Source organism: Microcystis sp. M_QC_C_20170808_M9Col (assembly GCF_007095495.1).
GTDB lineage: Bacteria > Cyanobacteriota > Cyanobacteriia > Cyanobacteriales > Microcystaceae > Microcystis > Microcystis aeruginosa.
Genome location: NZ_SFBZ01000219.1, coordinates 1 through 18343 on the forward strand (window position 1 = coordinate 1; position 18343 = coordinate 18343).

The 18343-nt window shown below is 45.0% G+C and carries 18 protein-coding genes; 8 read left to right on the forward strand and 10 right to left on the reverse strand.

The features are described from left to right. Positions 1-17: 17 nt before the first annotated feature. The 3 genes from EWV68_RS12775 to EWV68_RS12785 form a co-directional block, all read right to left on the reverse strand. Positions 18-317 carry a type II toxin-antitoxin system HigB family toxin gene (locus tag EWV68_RS12775; protein WP_002777884.1) on the reverse strand — a complete coding sequence of 100 codons (300 nt, stop codon included), beginning with the start codon at positions 315-317 and terminating at the stop codon, positions 18-20. A 67-nt stretch (positions 318-384) separates the two neighbouring features. Continuing rightward, positions 385-816 (reverse strand): type II toxin-antitoxin system VapC family toxin, encoded by a 432-nt coding sequence (locus tag EWV68_RS12780; protein ID WP_190722202.1) that lies wholly within the window; start codon positions 814-816, stop codon positions 385-387. A 1-nt stretch (position 817) separates the two neighbouring features. After that, positions 818-1030: a hypothetical protein gene (locus EWV68_RS12785; protein ID WP_002797374.1), complete on the reverse strand. Its 213-nt coding sequence runs from the start codon at positions 1028-1030 to the stop codon at positions 818-820. A 385-nt stretch (positions 1031-1415) separates the two neighbouring features. On the opposite strand from EWV68_RS12785, the gene EWV68_RS12790 reads away from it, so the two are divergent. Then, positions 1416-1556, forward strand: coding sequence for a DUF2191 domain-containing protein (locus tag EWV68_RS12790; protein WP_071821127.1), 141 nt, complete (start codon positions 1416-1418; stop codon positions 1554-1556). A 68-nt stretch (positions 1557-1624) separates the two neighbouring features. On the opposite strand, the gene dxs is transcribed toward EWV68_RS12790, so the two are convergent. The 5 genes from dxs to EWV68_RS12815 form a co-directional block, all read right to left on the reverse strand. After that, a complete protein-coding gene (gene dxs / locus EWV68_RS12795) occupies positions 1625-3535 on the reverse strand; it encodes a 1-deoxy-D-xylulose-5-phosphate synthase (protein ID WP_287169996.1) in 1911 nt (636 codons plus the stop codon). Positions 3536-3608: 73 nt separating this feature from the next. Beyond that, entirely contained in the window at positions 3609-4379 is a 771-nt protein-coding gene (gene larB / locus EWV68_RS12800) for a nickel pincer cofactor biosynthesis protein LarB (protein WP_008207304.1), read from the reverse strand. 174 nt (positions 4380-4553) lie between these two features. Further along, positions 4554-6302: a ribonuclease J gene (locus EWV68_RS12805; RefSeq protein WP_287169998.1), complete on the reverse strand. Its 1749-nt coding sequence runs from the start codon at positions 6300-6302 to the stop codon at positions 4554-4556. 239 nt (positions 6303-6541) lie between these two features. Next, complete coding sequence (dapA, locus tag EWV68_RS12810) at positions 6542-7432, reverse strand: 4-hydroxy-tetrahydrodipicolinate synthase (protein ID WP_061432649.1); 891 nt, start codon at positions 7430-7432, stop codon at positions 6542-6544. A 285-nt stretch (positions 7433-7717) separates the two neighbouring features. Continuing rightward, complete coding sequence (locus tag EWV68_RS12815; protein WP_287169999.1) at positions 7718-8755, reverse strand: aspartate-semialdehyde dehydrogenase; 1038 nt, start codon at positions 8753-8755, stop codon at positions 7718-7720. A 324-nt stretch (positions 8756-9079) separates the two neighbouring features. Here EWV68_RS12815 and tig point away from each other — a divergent pair, with 324 nt between their 5' ends. From tig to EWV68_RS12840, 5 genes are all read left to right on the forward strand, one after another. Further along, on the forward strand, positions 9080-10471 hold the full coding sequence (tig, locus tag EWV68_RS12820) for a trigger factor (RefSeq protein ID WP_287170000.1): 1392 nt from the start codon (positions 9080-9082) through the stop codon (positions 10469-10471). Positions 10472-10730: 259 nt separating this feature from the next. After that, a complete protein-coding gene (gene clpP, locus EWV68_RS12825; RefSeq protein ID WP_002736918.1) occupies positions 10731-11432 on the forward strand; it encodes an ATP-dependent Clp endopeptidase proteolytic subunit ClpP in 702 nt (233 codons plus the stop codon). 10 nt (positions 11433-11442) lie between these two features. Further along, positions 11443-12777 (forward strand): ATP-dependent protease ATP-binding subunit ClpX, encoded by a 1335-nt coding sequence (gene clpX / locus EWV68_RS12830; protein WP_287170001.1) that lies wholly within the window; start codon positions 11443-11445, stop codon positions 12775-12777. Between the two features lie 21 nt (positions 12778-12798). Beyond that, complete coding sequence (locus EWV68_RS12835; RefSeq protein WP_002797389.1) at positions 12799-13005, forward strand: hypothetical protein; 207 nt, start codon at positions 12799-12801, stop codon at positions 13003-13005. Between the two features lie 323 nt (positions 13006-13328). Next, positions 13329-14186 (forward strand): alpha/beta fold hydrolase, encoded by an 858-nt coding sequence (locus EWV68_RS12840; protein ID WP_061432646.1) that lies wholly within the window; start codon positions 13329-13331, stop codon positions 14184-14186. A 12-nt stretch (positions 14187-14198) separates the two neighbouring features. On the opposite strand, the gene EWV68_RS12845 is transcribed toward EWV68_RS12840, so the two are convergent. Further along, a complete protein-coding gene (locus tag EWV68_RS12845) occupies positions 14199-15149 on the reverse strand; it encodes an undecaprenyl-diphosphate phosphatase (protein ID WP_061432645.1) in 951 nt (316 codons plus the stop codon). Between the two features lie 224 nt (positions 15150-15373). Here EWV68_RS12845 and EWV68_RS12850 point away from each other — a divergent pair, with 224 nt between their 5' ends. Together EWV68_RS12850 and dps are read left to right on the forward strand one after the other, a co-directional pair. Next, on the forward strand, positions 15374-16105 hold the full coding sequence (locus EWV68_RS12850; protein WP_061432644.1) for a glutathione peroxidase: 732 nt from the start codon (positions 15374-15376) through the stop codon (positions 16103-16105). 195 nt (positions 16106-16300) lie between these two features. Beyond that, on the forward strand, positions 16301-16834 hold the full coding sequence (gene dps / locus EWV68_RS12855) for a DNA starvation/stationary phase protection protein Dps (protein WP_287170003.1): 534 nt from the start codon (positions 16301-16303) through the stop codon (positions 16832-16834). Positions 16835-16866: 32 nt separating this feature from the next. Here dps and EWV68_RS12860 read toward each other — a convergent pair whose 3' ends face one another. Next, entirely contained in the window at positions 16867-18150 is a 1284-nt protein-coding gene (locus EWV68_RS12860) for a protein kinase domain-containing protein (RefSeq protein ID WP_061431427.1), read from the reverse strand. Positions 18151-18343: the final 193 nt, after the last annotated feature.

The window sequence follows — 18343 nt, forward strand, 5'->3', positions numbered from 1 at the left end:
CTTTGTATTTTTCTGGATTAAAAGTAAGGGTCATTTTTCCATTGCTCCTTATCGTATTCAGCGTGAGTTAAAACATACTTGATATAAATTAGCCGCTTCTGATAATCGATACTGGTTATGAGACGATAACTATTCCCTTTAATGTTAAAAACAGTAAAGTTACCAACTGCTTCTGCTTTAGGAAATACTGTTTGAACCTCAACTAAATTATACCAAATCGCTTTACTGGCAATTTTATACCAATTCTCTAAAGCTATTCGGGAATCAGCGTGTTTATTCGTAAATTCTCGTAGTCTTCGATAGCTGATGACGTGCATTTATAAAAACAAACATAAATTATCTCTGGGGGTGATTCGCTGCCAAAGTTGGTTTTCCATAGGTAATTCAGTTGCCTGTAATCGTCCAATCTTCTGCTCTTAAACCGGCAATTTGCCCAAAATCTGAGAGATTTCTCGTCAGCAGGATAGCCTGATTAACCATTGAGATAGCAGCAATCTTCAAATCCATCGAACCCAAACGAGGGTAAGTTACCCGAAGTTCTTGAAAAACTTGACCTGCCTTTTCATCAAAGCCGACAATGGGAATCGTGCGATAATTAGCGAGGTGCTTTTCTAGCCTTCGATAGGCAACAACTTGGGTTTCAATCGAACTGGTCTTGGCTATGTAACTGAGCCATCCCCGCATTTGTTCTTCGTAGGTGATAATTGTGGTGGCAACTTCGCTGCTCGTAATAGCAGCCAGTTTTTTCAGCAATTGTTGTGCCGGTTGACCCCCGCGATCGAGAATAGTAATATGATCTGTGTCAAGGAGATACATTTCAGGGTTCGGATGCTTCCTCGGCTAAAGGTTTTAGAGACTGACGGTACTCTTGACCAAACTGCATTGCCTCTTCGTAAACCGGATCGTCAGCAAAAGTGCCGACAATTTTTTCCCACCAGGGAGTTTCGCTGACAGTAGGTAGCAAACGCTTAAGCAGTGCTACTTCAGCTTCTAAAGCTGCTAGTCTTATCTCTAGATCAGTGCTTAACATGGTTGACATATCCTCCTATTCTGCTCTTGCTCAAAGGTTAGCTTTAAAACAAAAACTGCTAAATCCCAGCCAGAAGCCATAAGATGAACTGATGAAACCATACACAGCACTCCGGGTAAAATTACCGATGAACGATTGTACACAATTCTGTCTTTAAGTCAAGTGGCTTTACAAAACTTTAAGCAATTTCTTGACAAAATTTAACCTTTTTTCTCATTTTTGAACCCTCAAAAATTAATTATGCAAGAGGTTTAATCTACTATAGCGGTTTTCAGTCCAATAAGGTATAGTAAATCCCTTGATAGATAGGCGTTTCAGCGTTTCAATCGGGACTCACTTCTGGGAAAACCGCTATAGGCACAACTAGGGATACTATGACCAACTCATGGCTGATGCTCTTAAAGCTACTGGACTCTCTTATTCTTTGTGTGATAAATTTAACTTATATAGTAGTGATCGATCTTTGTGTCCTTTGTGTCTCTGTGGTTCGTTCCCCTCACTATTTATTGCCGGCAGTCTTCATTGACTATCTAGACCAAAAAAGCCAGTCTTCCCTAATTTTTCGGGAAAACTGGCCAAGCTAATCTTGAGATTTTAACCGACGTTAGCGGTTTGTTTTTGGCTAAAAAATGCCGCTAAAACCTGTTGGGCAATCTGGGGACTGGTTAAACCCAAATCAGCGAAGGATTCCTCTGGTGTTGCGTGATCCACTAATTTATCGGGAACCCCGAAACGCTTGACCGGAACTAGAATATTAGCATCCTGTAAAGCTTCCAAAACCGCAGAACCAAAACCACCCATCAAACAACCTTCTTCTAAAGTCACCACTTTACCAAGACGTTGAGCAAGGGGAAAGATAAGTTCTGTATCAAGGGGCTTGACAAAACGAGCATTAACCACTGTGGCTTCGATGCCGTGTTCGCTGAGGATTTCGGCCACCTGTAGGGAAGTGTTGACCATCGTGCCGTATCCCAACAGGAGAATATCATCGCCACTGCGGAGAATTTCGCCCTTACCGATGGGTAAAGCTTCCCAACCTTCTTCCATCAGGGGAACCCCTAAACCGTTGCCCCGGGGGTAACGCATGGCAATGGGGCCGCTGGTATGATTAATCCCCGTCACCACCATTCTTTGCAGTTCCGCCTCATCTTTCGGGGCCATAATGGTCATATTGGGGATACAACGCAGGTAGGCGATATCGTACATCCCTTGGTGGGTCGGTCCATCGGCCCCGACAATACCGGCCCGGTCCATGCAGAAGAAAACCGGTAGATTTTGAATGCAGATATCATGAATAATCTGATCAAAAGCCCGCTGCAGGAAAGTAGAGTAAATGGTGACAACCGGGCGCATTCCTTCGCAAGCAAGACCACCAGCGAGAGTAACGGCGTGTTGTTCGGCAATTCCCACATCGATGTACTGTTTCGGCAGTTTTGCCTGAAATTTATCTAATCCCGTCCCGGTGGCCATGGCGGCGGTGATACCGATAATGCGCGGGTCATTTTCCGCTAATTTAGTGAGAGTATGCCCGAAAACTTTAGAATAAGCGGGAGGTTTCGGTTTACTGGAGGGAATCGGTTTACCCGTGGCTAAATTAAAGGGATTTTGAGCATGATAACCCACTTGATCTTTTTCGGCCCATTCGTAGCCTTTGCCTTTAACGGTGGCAACGTGGACGAAAACCGGTCCGTGGACCTTATGGGCCTGTTTAAAAGTGGCGATTAATTCGGGAATATTATGACCATCAATCGGGCCAAAATATTTAAAGCCCAATTCTTCGATGACCGCGCCGACTTTGGGAACTGCTAACCGTTTCATTCCTTCTTTGACTCGTTCCATTTCGGGAGTGAGGGAGTCACCGAAGAAGGGTAGATTTTTAAATTGTTCCTCGAGATTATCGGCGATAAACTGGACGGGTTCGCTCAGACGAACTTTATTGAGATAGCGGGAAATTGCCCCGACGTTGGGGGAAATGGACATCTCGTTATCGTTGAGGATAACCATGATGTTGGTGTTCGGTAAATGTCCAGCATGGTTAATCGCTTCTAGGGCCATACCCCCGGTTAAAGCGCCATCCCCGATGATCGATACCACCTTGAAATCTTCCCCCTTGGCATCCCGGGCTAAAGCCATTCCTAACCCCGCAGAAATGCTCGTAGAGGCGTGTCCAGCCCCAAAATGGTCAAATTTGCTCTCGCAACGTTTTAGATAGCCCGCAATGCCGTTTTTTTGGCGCAGGGTGTGAAAGTCGTTATAGCGGCCGGTAAGGAGTTTGTGCGGATAAGCTTGGTGTCCCACGTCCCAAAGGACTTTATCTCGATCGAGATCGAGGGTCTGGTAAAGGGCGATCGTTAGTTCTACGACTCCTAACCCCGGTCCCAAATGTCCACCGGTAGCGGCGATCGTCTGGAGGTGTTTTTCGCGAATCTGACGGGCAATATCTTCTAATTGACGGAGTGATAAACCATGTAACTGGTTGGGATGAGTAATTTCACTTAGGTGCATATCGGCTTCTTTTTCAAAGTAGTTTATCCCTATACCAACTGTATAGGATTTTCAGCCTGAGATGAGGGAAAATCTAGGCTAATCTGGCCGCCGTGCGTAAAATTTGGCCGGCTAACATGGCAGCCCCAAAACCATTATCGATATTAACCACACCGATACCGACCGCGCAGGAATTGAGCATAGTTAACAAAGGAGCAATACCACCGAAACTGGTTCCGTAACCGATACTCGTGGGAACGGCGATCACCGGGCGATCGACTAATCCCGCTACCACACTTGGTAAGGCTCCTTCCATTCCCGCAACAACAATTAACACATCGGCGGCATCCAATAGATGGCGATGATTCAAGAGGCGATGAATTCCCGCTACTCCCACATCCCAGAGACGCTGCACGGAAAAACCGCATAATTGAGCAGTAACCGCCGCCTCCTCCGCTACGGGAATATCGGCAGTTCCCGCCGTTAGGATGGAAATTATCCCTTTTGGGGGATTTTCTGGGGCAGCTGCGGCAATGGCACAGATGCGGGCTAAGGGATAATAAACTAAGTCTGTCACCTGTTCCTGTAGCTGGGCTGCTATCTCTGCTTCAATGCGGGTGGCCATAACCACGGGACTATTTTGACGCAAAACATGGATAATTTGGGCGATTTGAGCGGTGGTTTTACCCGGCCCCCAGATAACCTCCGGAAATCCCGTTCTTAATTGACGATGATGGTCAATTTTAGCGAAGTCTTCCACCGGTTCAAAGGCCAGATGTTTAAGTTTATCTAAGGCTGTCTCCGGGTTAATTTCTCCCCTGGCAACGGCGGTCAGCAGCGATCGCAAATCGGCAGCATGGAACATGGTCAGTTATCAGTTATCAGTTATCAGTTATCAGTTATCAGTGGGTAAGTTAACAGTTATCAGATTTGAGTTTTAAGTGAGCAGTATGTGTTAAGTGACCAGTATTAAATAGCAGTTTCTTGCCATCTTTTCACTGTTTACTGATCACTGATTACTGCTCACTGCTCACTGATATTAGGAGGCCATGGTGGCTGCCGGACGACGGCGGCGATAAGTACGATTGTTCGCTGGTTCCGTTGCCGCCGCTTGCAGGAGGAAAATCACTAGGGGTTGACTCTGTAACTCCCGTTTGATTAAACGTTGCAAAGTCGTCTCGATTTCGGCCCGCAAACCGGCCCAATCCGGGGACCCCGTGGCGGTTTTAAATTCACCGATGCGATCGCTTAAACAGCGTTCGATCGCCCGAATAATTAGCTGATTCAGCAGCGAGATTTCCACTTTTGTCACCACACCGCGCAAATTAATCTCTGGGGGTGCGCTTAATTGTCCCTCACCGTTGACGAAGGATGCGATCGTAATCACACCATCTTCGGCTAACTGTTGTCTTTCCTGCATAATGTGTTCGTGGACCACACCCGCTTGATCGACTAACTCGATTCCCGAAGGCACTGGCGCGCCGATAGCAATGCGATCGCCAGTTAACTCGATCGTGTCACCATTTTTGACAATCACCATATTTTCGGCAGCAATACCCATACTTTGGGCCATCTGAGCGTGTTTGACCAGCATTCGGTGTTCTCCATGCACTGGCACAAAAAACTTCGGCCGGGTCAAAGATAGCATCAATTTATGGTCTTCTTGGGAACCATGGCCGGAAACGTGAATTCCCTTATCGCGTCCGTAAACTACGTTAGCACCCTGCATCATCAGGCGATCAATTGTATTGACCACAGCGATCGTATTACCCGGAATCGGATTAGCGGAAAAGACAATCGTATCCCCCTGACGCACGCGAATATGAGGATGTTCACCCTTAGAAATCCGCGTCATGGCCGCTAAAGGTTCCCCCTGGGAGCCTGTGGTTAAAATGACGATTTTATCATCGGCTAAATTGCGGGTCGCTTTCAAGGGTTCAAATAGATCATCGGGACATTTTATATACCCCAAATTGCGCGCATGAGCGATGACATTTAACATCGATCGACCCACTACCACCACTTTCCGGTTAAATTTCTGGGCCAATTTCAACACCAGATTAATCCGATGCACCGAGGAAGCAAAGGTAGTGATCATAATCCGTCCCGTTGCTTGGTTAAAAACCCGCTCTAAACCGGGATAAACGGAGGCTTCCGAAGGAGTATAACCGGGTACTTCCGCGTTAGTGGAATCACTCAATAAACATAGCACCCCTTTCTCGCCATGTTCGGCAATTTTTTGCAGATCAAAGAATTCGCCATCCACGGGAGTATGGTCAATTTTAAAATCTCCTGTGTGAATAACTACCCCTAAAGGAGTGTGAATTGCTACACAAAAACTATCGGCGATCGAGTGGGTATTGCGGATATATTCCACCATGAAAGATTTACCTAAACGCACCATTTGCCGGGGAACTACGGTTTCTAATTTGGTACGATTTGCTAATCCTGCTTCTTCCAATTTATCCCGCAATAAAGCCATCGCTAGACGCGGACCGTAGATAATTGGTACATCAAATTGTTTGAGATGGTAGGGAATACCACCGATATGATCTTCGTGACCGTGGGTGACGATCATACCCTTAATTTTATGGCGATTTTCTCTTAGATAAGTCATATCGGGAAGCACTACATTGACCCCGTGCATATCATCGGAAGGAAAAGCTAAACCAGCATCCAGGAGAATAATCTCATCATCGTACTCAAAAACACAGGTGTTTTTGCCGATTTCGTGTAGTCCTCCTAGGGGAATGATCTTTAGTTTTGCTTGGGTTTTATCTTGATTCATTAGGTATCCTTTGATGGTAAGTTATGGTGATTTTTCAGGTGGTTTTTTTGGACGGGAAATCTCAAAAAATGAATAGTTAGAATAAGTCGAACTAGGGAAATAACACCTAGCTAAATTCACTTAGTATCAATACTTTCTAGCAGTTCTAAACTATATTTCTTTTCTAGTTAAGCTATTAATATTATAACCTACTTTCTCGAAAAATCCCAGTTTAGTGGGCAAGAATTTCTAGTATTTTTCTAGATTAAAGCCAATTCTTGCATGATTTTTGCTAATCCTTCTTCTAGTTCGGGACTTAAGGAACATAAAGGAAGTCTTAGACCCCCCACTTCCCAACCGACTAGATTTAAGGCCGCTTTAATTGGAATTGGATTAGTGGCACAGAATAAACCTTTAAACAGGGGAAATAATTTCAAGTTAATCTCGATCGCTTTGGCCGCATCTCCGGTTAATAAAGCTTGAATCATCCCTTGGATTTCTTCTCCCACCAGATGACTAGCAACACTGACCACCCCCACCGCACCACAGGTCATTAGGGGTAAGGTGAGAAAATCATCGCCGGAATAAATAGCGAAATTTTCAGGAGTATGACAGTAAATCTTACAGGTTTGTTCTAAATTACCACTAGCTTCTTTTACCGCCACAATATTATCAACTGCTGCCAGTTTAATAATCGTTTCCGGGGTCATATTTTGACCCGTACGACCGGGGATATTATAAAGCATTACTGGCAGATCGGGACAAGCTTTGGCAATGGTGCGAAAATGCTCGTATAAACCCTCTTGGGGTGGTTTATTGTAGTAGGGAACCACTTGTAAAGAACCATCTAAACCCAGTTTAGCAGCCTGTTGGGTAGCTTCGATCGCTTCGGAAGTGGAATTAGAACCCGTCCCCGCGATCACTTTTCCCCGACCATTAACCGCTTTTTTGACAATACTAAATAGTTCGTATTCTTCCTGCCAACTTAGGGTGGGTGATTCTCCCGTCGTCCCACAGACCACTATACCATCGCTACCGTGAGTAACTAGATAATCGGCCAATTTTTCCACCAGGGCATAATTAACTTGACCCTCGACGGTGAAGGGAGTCACCATCGCCGTAATTACTCGTCCAAAATATGTTTCACTCATTGATCAGTTATCAGTTATCAGTTATCAGTTATCAGTTATCAGTTATCAGTTATCAGCTTCTGAAGGCAAGAGGCAAAAGAAAGAATCTGACAATCCTCCTAAGTAGGGAGGCACAATTAATTATTTGTAGGATGGGTTAGGGTAGGACTATTTAATTGATTATTATTCATTCTTAATCCTCCTGACTACTGACTACTGGCTCCTAACCCCAACAACAATTTTTGATTTTTACCAGAGGTCTAGTTATCATCGCCTTGATCTAGCTGATGGCTGATCGCTTAGTTATCAAACTGTTGCTAATCTTGAACCGACGAGATTTTTCTTGACTAAAAGTTCCGCAATTTGTACAGCATTTAAAGCCGCACCCTTGCGAATTTGATCGCCGCATAGCCACAATTCTAGACCGTTAGGATGGGATATATCTTGACGAATGCGTCCCACTAATACTTCATCGCGACCGGTAGCATCAATTGGCATGGGAAAATAATTAGCGTCCCAATCTTCCACTAATTTTACCCCCGGAGCGGACTGAAGAATCTCTCTAGCCTTCACCACAGAAAAAGGCTGACTAAATTCTAGGTTAACCGATTCCGAATGGGCCCGCAGCACGGGAACCCTCACACAGGTGGCGCTAACCCGCAGCCCCGGACAAGCAAAAATCTTGCGGGTTTCGTTGACCATTTTCATTTCTTCCTCGCAGTACCCTTGACCATTAATCGGGGTATTGTGGGGAAAAAGATTAAAAGCGAGGGGATAGGGAAAGGAATTAGTGGGAGGTTGCCGATGCTCAAGAATTGCTCGTGCTTGCTCTTTCACTTCCTCCATGGCTCGCGCCCCAGCACCACTGGCGGACTGATAAGTAGAAACTACTACTCGCTCGATCGCCTGTACTTGGTGGAGAGGCCAGATCGCCACTCCTAAAAGAATTGTCGTACAGTTGGGATTAGCGATAATGCCCCGGTGATTGTCCACACTGTCGGGATTGATTTCCGGGACAACTAAAGGCACTTCGGGATTCATGCGAAAAGCACTGGAGTTATCGATCATCGTCGCACCCGACTCGACAATAGTTTTCGCCCAAGCTTTCGAGGTGGACCCCCCCGCAGAAGCAAGAACGATATCCACGTCCTGAAAAGAGCGCTCGTTTACCGCTTCGATTAGGAGACTTTCGCACCGAAAATCGAGGGTTTTTCCAGCAGAACGCTCGGAAGCCAGTAATTTTAGACTAGCGAGAGGAAATTGACGACTAGCTAATAACTCTAGTAATTCCGTTCCCACGGCCCCGGTGGCTCCTAAAATAGCGACCCGTACTTTTTGACTCAAATTGTGTGACCTCCTGACGAGTTGGGTGATGATAATGATCCGAAGAAATCGTTACAGTAAAAAATCTTTTTTGTCCACCGAGTTATTCTAAGACTTGGATTGATCGGCTTTTGATCAGCAAAATTTTCTGATTGGGCTTAACTGCCCCAAGGACGGAATAAATTAAATATACCCCATTGACCGCTAAAATAAAAAGATTGTGAGAGCTTGGGGAGCAACTGCAGCTATTCCCCTAGAATATCACGAGCGGGACGGATCCACCGCAGGCGTAAACACCGCTCACCCTATTATAAACGTTCCTTGTCGTAAGAGCTAGAAAAATCAATGAAAGTTATTCAGGAAAAGCTTCCTGCCAGTCAGATAGGTTTAGAAATTGAAATTCCCGCCGAAACCACGAAAAACACCCACGAGCAAGTGGTCAAGAATTTAGCGAAGTCGGCCAATATACCCGGTTTTCGCCCCGGCAAGGTTCCCCGTCAGATTCTTCTGCAAAGATTGGGAACTAAAGCGGTAAAAGCGGCGGTAATTGAGGAATTACTTGAAAATTGCCTCGAATCTGCTCTAAAACAGGAGGGGATCGAGTCCCTGGGTACTCCGCAGCTATTGTCTCAGTTTGAGGATTTGATCGCTGCCTATGAACCGGGTAAAGCTTTGACTTTTTCAGTTTCCGTGGATGTGGCCCCGACAATTGTTCTCGGAGATTACGAAAATCTGAGCGTTACTGCCGAAGAAACCGTTTATGATCCCGAATCCGTGGAAAATTGGTTTAAAGAGCGTCAAGAACAGTTAGCGACATTGGTTCCCGTGGAAGATCGCGGGGCGCAGCTAGGAGATGTGGCGATCGTTGATTATCGGGGAAAATCCGCCGAAACTGGCGAAGATATCCCGGATATTGACGGCGAAGATCTGCGGGTGGATATGGAAGCAGGACGCTTTATCGAGGGGATGGTAGAAGGAATTATCGGCATGAAACCGGAAGAAGTCAAAGAGATGACTTTGACTTTCCCGGAAGATTATCCCAAAGAAGATGTGGCAGCAAAAGCGGTAATCTTTACAATTACGATGAAAGAGTTAAAAGCAAAGGAATTACCGGAGCTTGACGACGATTTTGCCCAAGAAGTCAGCGATCAGGAAACAATCGCCGAATTAAGAGCAAGTTTAGAGAAACGTTTCCAAGAACAAGCGGAGAAGGAAACCAAAGAAAGCATTGATGACGCTTTAACCAAGGAATTAGTCAAGGGTGCGACTTTAGATTTACCGGAGACGCTGATCGAAAAGGAAGTGACGCATATTTTGACCCAAAGCTTCATGCAGTTCCAACAAATGGGTCTAGATGTCAACCAGTTGTTTACAAAAGATAATATTCCCAAAATGCGGGAAAACGCTCGTCCCGATGCGATCGAAAGTCTGAAAGAGACTCTGGTGGTGCAGGAATTGGCTAAAGTCGCGGGCATTGAAGTCAGTCCCGAAGCGGTAGCGGAAAAAATCGCTAATATCATGGCCCAATTGTCCGATCGCGACATAGATAGGCAGCGTCTGGAACAGGTGATCACCGAAGAAATGCTGGCGGAAAACACCCTGGAATGGCTGAAAGAAAAAGCTACTATCACCCTCGTCCCCAAAGGTTCCCTAGAGGAAGAAACAAGCGAGGAGGAGGAAACAGAAGAAACCTTCGCATTCACCGAAGTGGAAGTGTTGGCAGCCGAGGAAGAATAACCGTAAGGAGTTAGCAGTCGTGTTGGGTGTTGGGTGTTGGGGTGTTAGGGTTTTGGGGTATTAGTTGAATTCCCCCATTCCCCCATTCCCCCATCTCCTGATAACTGATCACTGATAACTGATAACTGATTCCTGCCAACCGGGGGAAACTTAGGGCATAATAGATGGACAGAAGTGCTAAAGATGCTTAACATTTGCCAATAAAAGCTCCACAGCCAAGCAAAAACCCTAAGATTGTGATAGCGGAACCGAAAAAATTATGCTCGAATCGAGATCACCTGACTACCCAATTACCAGTAATTGTCGCCCTGCTATCTACGCCAACACGGGGAGAAACTCCCTAGCTAACGTTTTACCCGTGGTAATCGAACAGTCTGGCATGGGTGAACGGGCTTTTGATATCTATTCTCGACTCTTGCGCGAGAGAATTGTCTTTTTGGGAACCCCCGTCGATGATCAGGTCGCTGATTCGATCGTTGCCCAACTCCTCTACTTGGAGGCAGAAGATCCCGAAAAAGATATCCAACTTTATATCAACTCCCCCGGTGGTTCCGTTTATGCCGGACTAGCTATCTACGACACCATGCAACAAATTCGCCCCGACGTGGCGACAATTTGTTTCGGTTTAGCCGCTAGTATGGGAGCATTCCTGCTTTGTGGTGGCGCGGCAGGTAAACGGATGTCCCTACCCAGTAGCCGGATCATGATTCACCAACCCCTCGGCGGCGCCCAAGGTCAAGCTAGTGATATCGCCATCCAAGCCAAAGAGATCCTCTATATTAAACAGAGACTCAATACCATGCTGGCTCACCACACCGGTCAACCCTACGATCGCATCGCCAACGACACCGAACGGGACTTTTTCATGTCGGCCGTCGAAGCCAAAGAATATGGGTTAATCGATCTGGTGATTTCCCGTCCCGAACTGCCCGATCCTACCGTTCCCGTTACTTCCCTGTAAATAATAAACTATGTCTAAATACGACTCCCACCTCAAGTGTTCATTTTGCGGCAAATCCCAGGAACAAGTGCGAAAATTAATCGCCGGGCCGGGGGTCTATATTTGTGACGAGTGTGTGGAACTGTGTAACGAAATTCTCGATGAGGAATTGATGGAACCGCCCAGTCCGGTCGCCCCAGTGGAGGAACGTCCCAACAAACGGCGATCGGGCCAAAATAAAACCACTTGGGAACAAATTCCTAAACCAAGAGAGATTAAAAAATACCTCGATGACTACGTTATTGGTCAAAATGAGGCGAAAAAAGTGCTTTCTGTGGCCGTTTATAACCATTACAAACGCCTCAAAGATATCCAAACCCAAAAAGCCAGTGGCGGCAATCCAGAAGATAGCATCGAACTGCAAAAATCTAATATTCTGTTAATTGGTCCCACAGGATCGGGAAAAACCCTTCTAGCTCAAACTCTGGCCAAAATCCTCGATGTACCTTTTGCCGTCGCCGATGCCACCACGTTAACCGAGGCCGGTTATGTGGGGGAAGATGTGGAAAATATTCTCTTGCGTCTGTTGCAAGTGGCAGATTTAGACGTGGAAGAAGCGCAGCGGGGCATTATCTACATCGATGAAATCGATAAAATTGCCCGCAAGAGCGAAAATACCTCGATTACCCGAGATGTGTCCGGAGAAGGGGTACAGCAAGCTTTACTGAAAATGTTAGAGGGAACGATCGCCAATGTTCCCCCCCAAGGCGGCCGCAAACACCCCTATCAGGATTGTATTCAGATCGACACCAGCAATATCCTGTTTATCTGCGGTGGGGCGTTTGTCGGTTTAGATAAGGTGATCGATCAGCGTCTCGGTAAAAAATCTATGGGCTTTATTCAACCGGGAGATGGCCAAGCTAGTAAGGATAAGGTAGCGGCAGGGTTATTAAAACAAATGACTCCCGATGATTTAGTCAAATTTGGCATGATTCCAGAGTTTGTCGGTCGGATTCCCGTCCTAGCGGCGCTTTCACCCCTGGATGAGGAAGCTTTAATCGCTATCCTGACGCAACCCCGCAACGCTTTGGTGAAACAGTATCAAAAACTGTTGAAGATGGACAATGTACAGTTAGAGTTTAAATCTGATGCCGTCCTAGCGATCGCCCAAGAGGCCTATCGTCGCAAAACCGGGGCCCGGGCCCTGCGGGGTATTGTCGAGGAATTAATGCTCGATGTCATGTACGAATTGCCCTCGCGCAAAGACGTGAAACGATGTTTAATCACCCGCGAAATGGTGGAAAAACGTTCCACGGCAGAGCTATTGGTTCATCCTTCCTCTCTACCCAGTCAAGAATCCGCTTAAGGGGAAAAATCGAGGTTAACCATGCTGAACACCGTTCCTGCGATCATCAAAGAAGGCCGGATCGAACTCCTCGAATCCGTGCCGATTCCAGAGGGTACTAGGGTTTTAGTCACCCTCATCCCGGAGGAGACAAACTCGGATTTCTGGCAAAAAGTCAGCGAAACTGCACTGGCTAAGATTTGGGATAATCTGGAAGACGACATCTATGAACGATTACTCGAAGCTTGAAATCGTTCTCGTTCGTTATCCTTAAGACAATCGGAAGACTATCGGACACAGATGCGCGACGTTGGCAAAACTCTTGACGAGGATGGCTAGGTATCTAAGTAGGTGGGTGGAATTAAATATAAGATGAATGTAGGTTGGGTTGAAGCATGAAACCCAACGCCCGCATGGGTTACGCTACCGCTAACCCATCCTACAAATAATTGTACCTCCCTAAATCCGTTGAGTAACGCACAGAAAACGGGTTTCTCGGAGAAACCCGTTTTCTACTCATGCAAAAGGCAAAACGGAGAATAAATAATCAGTTTTTAATAACTGGATTTAGTATGAAAACTCAAATAATCGATAAAACAATCACTGTCCGTGGTGTTCCCCACTATTACGAGTGGATTCGACAGTCGGAATCTCCCCAGAAAAAGCCAGTCATGGTGTTTATTCATGGTTGGGGAGGATCGGGACGCTATTGGCGATCGACTGCTGCGGCAATTTGCGATCGCTTTGATTGTTTATTGTACGATATGCGGGGTTTTGGTCGGTCTAAATTGCCGGAAAAATCCTCCGATCTTTCCTACGATTTAGAAGAATATGCCCTTGATTTGGCCTTGTTTTTAGATAGTTTGGAAATTGAAAAAGTCTATCTCAATAGTCACTCTATGGGGGCATCGGTGGCGACTTTTTTTATTACTATGTACCCCGAAAGAGTGGTCAAAGCAGTTTTAACCTGTAATGGCATTTTTGAGTATAATAAAGCGGCTTTTGCTGCCTTCCATAAATTCGGTAAGTATGTGGTACGGTTTCGTTATGATTGGTTTTTAAAAGTACCTTTTGCCGATCGATTATTTATGGCGAGATTTTTGCATCGATCGATCCCAAAATCAGAAAGAATTGCTTTTTTAGAAGATTTTTTAGCGGCAGATTACGAGGCCGCCCTAGGCACAATTTATACATCTGTGAGTAAAAAGGCAGTGGAAATTATGCCAGGTAAATTTGCTGAGATTAAGGTACCAACTCTTTTAGTATCGGGGGAAAAAGACATTATTATCCCCGCCAAAATGGGCAAAATGGCGGCGGATTTGAATAATAATATCCAGTATGTGGAGATGGCTAATACTGCTCACTTTCCCATGTTAGAAGATGCCCCTACTTATCTAAAAAAATTGCAAGATTTTTTAGAAATTAATTAGAATGCCAAAAGGTCAGGAAAAACGCCCCAAGGCTACACCAATCAGGATAGTAACCCCGAAAAAGAGACGATACCAGACAAAAACCCAGGTACTCTGTTTTTTGAGATAATCTAATAACCAAGCGATCGAAAGATAGGAAAATATCGCCGAGGAAATTACCCCAATAGCGAGGGGAATTAATTCACTGGTGTTAATCTGGTCGAGAACGCCTTTAAATTCCACTAAACCGGCTAAAGTTATCGCCGGAATCCCCAACAGAAAGGAAAATCGCGCCGCTACGGCCCTTTCTAAACCCATGAATAACCCGGCAGTTAAGGTGGACCCAGAACGAGATACCCCCGGTATTAGGGCTAAAGCTTGGGCTAATCCCATTAAAACACCGTCTTTTTGTCGCAAAGTCTCAAAACTGCGTTTATGTTTCCCGATTTTTTCGGCCGTACCTAAGAGTAAAGACATGACTATAGAGGCACAGGCGATCGCTGTCATGCTTCTCAGGGGGGAATTATCTAAATCGGGAATGAAAAGTTTCATTAACAAACCGAAGAAAACGATCGGAATTGTGCCTAGGATAATCCCCAGGGCTAAACGAAAATCCTGGGAACGATAATCGGAACTAGCCACCGCTTTCACCATTCCTGTGGATATTTGCCTTAAATCCTGCCAAAAATAGGACAATACCGCCGCAATACTGCCCAATTGAATCACTGCCGTATAGGTGACACCGGGATCTCCCCAACCCAAAAAGACGGGAATCACTTTTAAATGGGCGGTACTGCTAATCGGCAAAAATTCCGTCACTCCCTGCACAAATCCCAAAAAAATCGCCTGTAACCAGTTAATTTTTGCCAGAGGTATGGCGCTAGTGGTTGATTGGGCAATGGCGGCGGGTGTAATCGCCAAAATCACCGTTATTATCGCTAGTCCTAGCCATTTATAGCTTTTTTTCAGGAAGGAAAACATCATTTTTCAGTAAAAAAAGGGGATAGGTGTGGGGTGTGGGGAAATTAACTAATCAATATTACTGCCTTTTGTCTATTTCCCATTCTCCTGTCTCCATTCTCCTGTCTCCTGTCTCCTATCTCCTGATTTAAGTATAAATACTTGTTGACAACTCATAGTCGTTATGAGTACACTTAATTTAGACAAACTCAAAATGAGTACGACTTAGCAATTAGGAGTTGACGATTATGCTACCAAACCGAGAAGGGCAGAGAGTTCCCGATGTCACCTTTCCTGTACGTCAAAATAATCAATGGGTGAACATCACCAGCGAGGAATTATTCAAAGGAAAAACCGTTGTTCTTTTTGCCTTACCCGGGGCATTCACTCCCACCTGTTCCACCTCCCATTTACCCGGATATAACGAATTAGCCCCAGTTTTTCGGGAAAATGGCGTAGATAGTATTGTTTGCTTGTCGGTGAATGATACCTTTGTCATGAACGAGTGGGCAAAAGACCAAGAATGTGATAATATCCTTTTAATTCCCGACGGTAACGGCGAATTTAGCGCAGGAATGGGGATGTTAGTCGATAAAGCTGACTTAGGTTTCGGTCAACGTTCTTGGCGCTATTCGATGCTAGTCAAAGATGGTGTTATCGAGAAAATGTTCATTGAACCGGAAGAACCGGGAGATCCTTTCAAAGTCTCCGATGCAGAAACGATGCTAAACTACATCAACCCAGAAGCCAAAAAACCGCCTTTAGTCTCTCTTTTCTCGAAAGTCGGCTGTCCCTACTGCCTCCGGGCCAAGAAAATGTTAGAAGAAAAAGGCCTACAATACGAAGAAATTATCCTCGGACGCGATGCCACCAGTCGTTCTCTGCGGGCCATGAGTGGCAATACCACCACCCCACAAGTCTTCATTGACGGCCAATTAATTGGCGGTTCGGAAGAATTAGCGGCTTATTTAGAAGCATAATCAATTATCAGCTAGATAAAGGACTAGGCATTAAGTTTAGGACATTCTTAAATTTTGCAACTGATTCACGGCTTACTGTTGCCTGTCACCTGTTACAAGGGCGCAGGACTTGCGCTCATAATGTAAACATAGTGAAGATTTTTCAGCCAATGTCCAAGAGAACCTTTTTTGTTTTTCAATTCAAGGAGAAAGATTATGGTAGCCACTTCCGTCAAAACCAAAACCACGGGACAATACTACTCCACCCGCATCGATTTAGCATTAGATATCCGCAAAGCTGTGGTTGAAATCTTAAGCCAAACCCTTGCCGCTAGTTTAGACCTAAAAACTCAGGTTAAACAGGCCCACTGGAATGTAAAAGGTTTAAATTTCTACCAATTGCACAGCCTCTTCGACGAAATGGCCACGGAATTAGAAGGCTATGGGGACATGGTAGCAGAACGGATTACCGCTTTAGGTGGAACCGCTTTGGGAACAGCGCGCATCGCTGCCGCTAACTCGATTCTGCCGGAATATCCGGCTGATATCGTCGATGGTAGTGAACATATCGTTGCTTTAGCCGAACGTTATGCCTTATACGCCGCCCATCTTCGTTCTGCTATTGATACCACTGGCAATCAAGGGGATGCCGACACAGCAGATCTCTATACGGAAATCTCCCGGGACATCGATAAACGTCTCTGGTTCCTAGAAGCGCATCTGATTAAATCGGAAGATGTTATCGAATAAATTTGGGGTGTGTTAACTTAGCTTAATACACCTTAAATTCTCGTAATCGGTAAACGTAGCCAATCACTTAACTGTTGTGCCAACCAATCTAATTCCGCTTCGCTAACATCTTCACTGGCAGTGATAACATATTCTCGATGGTTGGCAACGAGAACCAGAGAAGGGGGAATAATATTAACGTTTTCTCCCTGCATAGTGACGGTGACATTGCGACGGAGGAGACTATAAATTTCGCAACTAGCAGCATCGGCAGTTAGTTTAAATTTCAGCCCCCAGAGTTTTTGGTAGAGAGAAACTTTTTTGGGGGTAATTTTTAACTCTAGTTCTCCCTGCCAAAAAGATTTCCATAACTGCCAAGATAAACTAGAGGAGATTAAATTGAGCAGAAAAATTAGGATAATCGGGATTAAAAAAGCGACCAGTTTGAGATCATAAATACCGACTATGGTTAAGAGAATGATCGTAAAGAATAGGGATGGTAGAAACTGTCTTAACTGGGTTTTGAGATTATTGAAAAACTTTTGTTTGGTTTTACTAGCGATTTTGATTTGCAGGAGATTATCTTTTTTATAAACAGTAACTTCGCTGCCGTAGGGTTTGGTCAGATTGCCAATAGATACTAGGATCAATTGACAACTATATAAGCTGGCTAAAGCTTCTGTCACCGAACGAAAATGAGAGTCTGGGGGGGAGTTTGATAATCTTTTTAACCAATAGATGAAAAAAGCGCTTAGATTAGTTTTTTGTTCAAAGTTTTCGGGTATGTAACGATGCTTAATCCCCGTGGCTAAACTAATCAAACTTTTACCTATATCCTGTAAGTCCGTGGTGGGAGAATCGGAATCAAAGGCAAAATCAACTAGATAAAAACGATGGGACTGGGTATCAAAGAGGATATTACTAAGTTTAATATTGCCGTGGTTAATGGGGACATCCTGCTGATGGAGATAGGAGAGAATCTCCAAAAGATATTTGGCAATTTGTTTGAGATCTTGTTCTGCTAACAAATAACTGGAGTTAAGATAGTTTTCTAAAGGCTGCGCTGATAAATAAGGTCGGACAATAGCGATGATTTGTTCTTGGGATGAATCTATCTCAAAGCTATTGAGGTATTTGGGGAGAGATGGGTGGGAGAGTTGTCGCAATAGGGCAATTTTACCGGTTATTTCTCCGATAAACTGACTCCCTTGTCCACTAGGAACAGAAATAAGTTTAATGATAACTAACTGGGTGGTGTGTCTGTCCCTAGCTAAGATAGTTTTTTTTCCCAGTAACTGTTGGACTTGATAACGACTATGGAGAACTCGATCGAGCATGGGGGAGGATGGAGTAAGTACTATCTCTAGGATAGCTCACTCTGGAAACTCTAGCCGCTATCTTTAGCATCCTTAAAGCTTCCAAGGCTTCCACAAAAGTGTTTAAAGGTCGATTCGCCCACCGCCTTTGCAATCCCCCAGTTAACTGATGCCACAGGATAAATGTATAGGCACAAAACACCAAGATAAAATG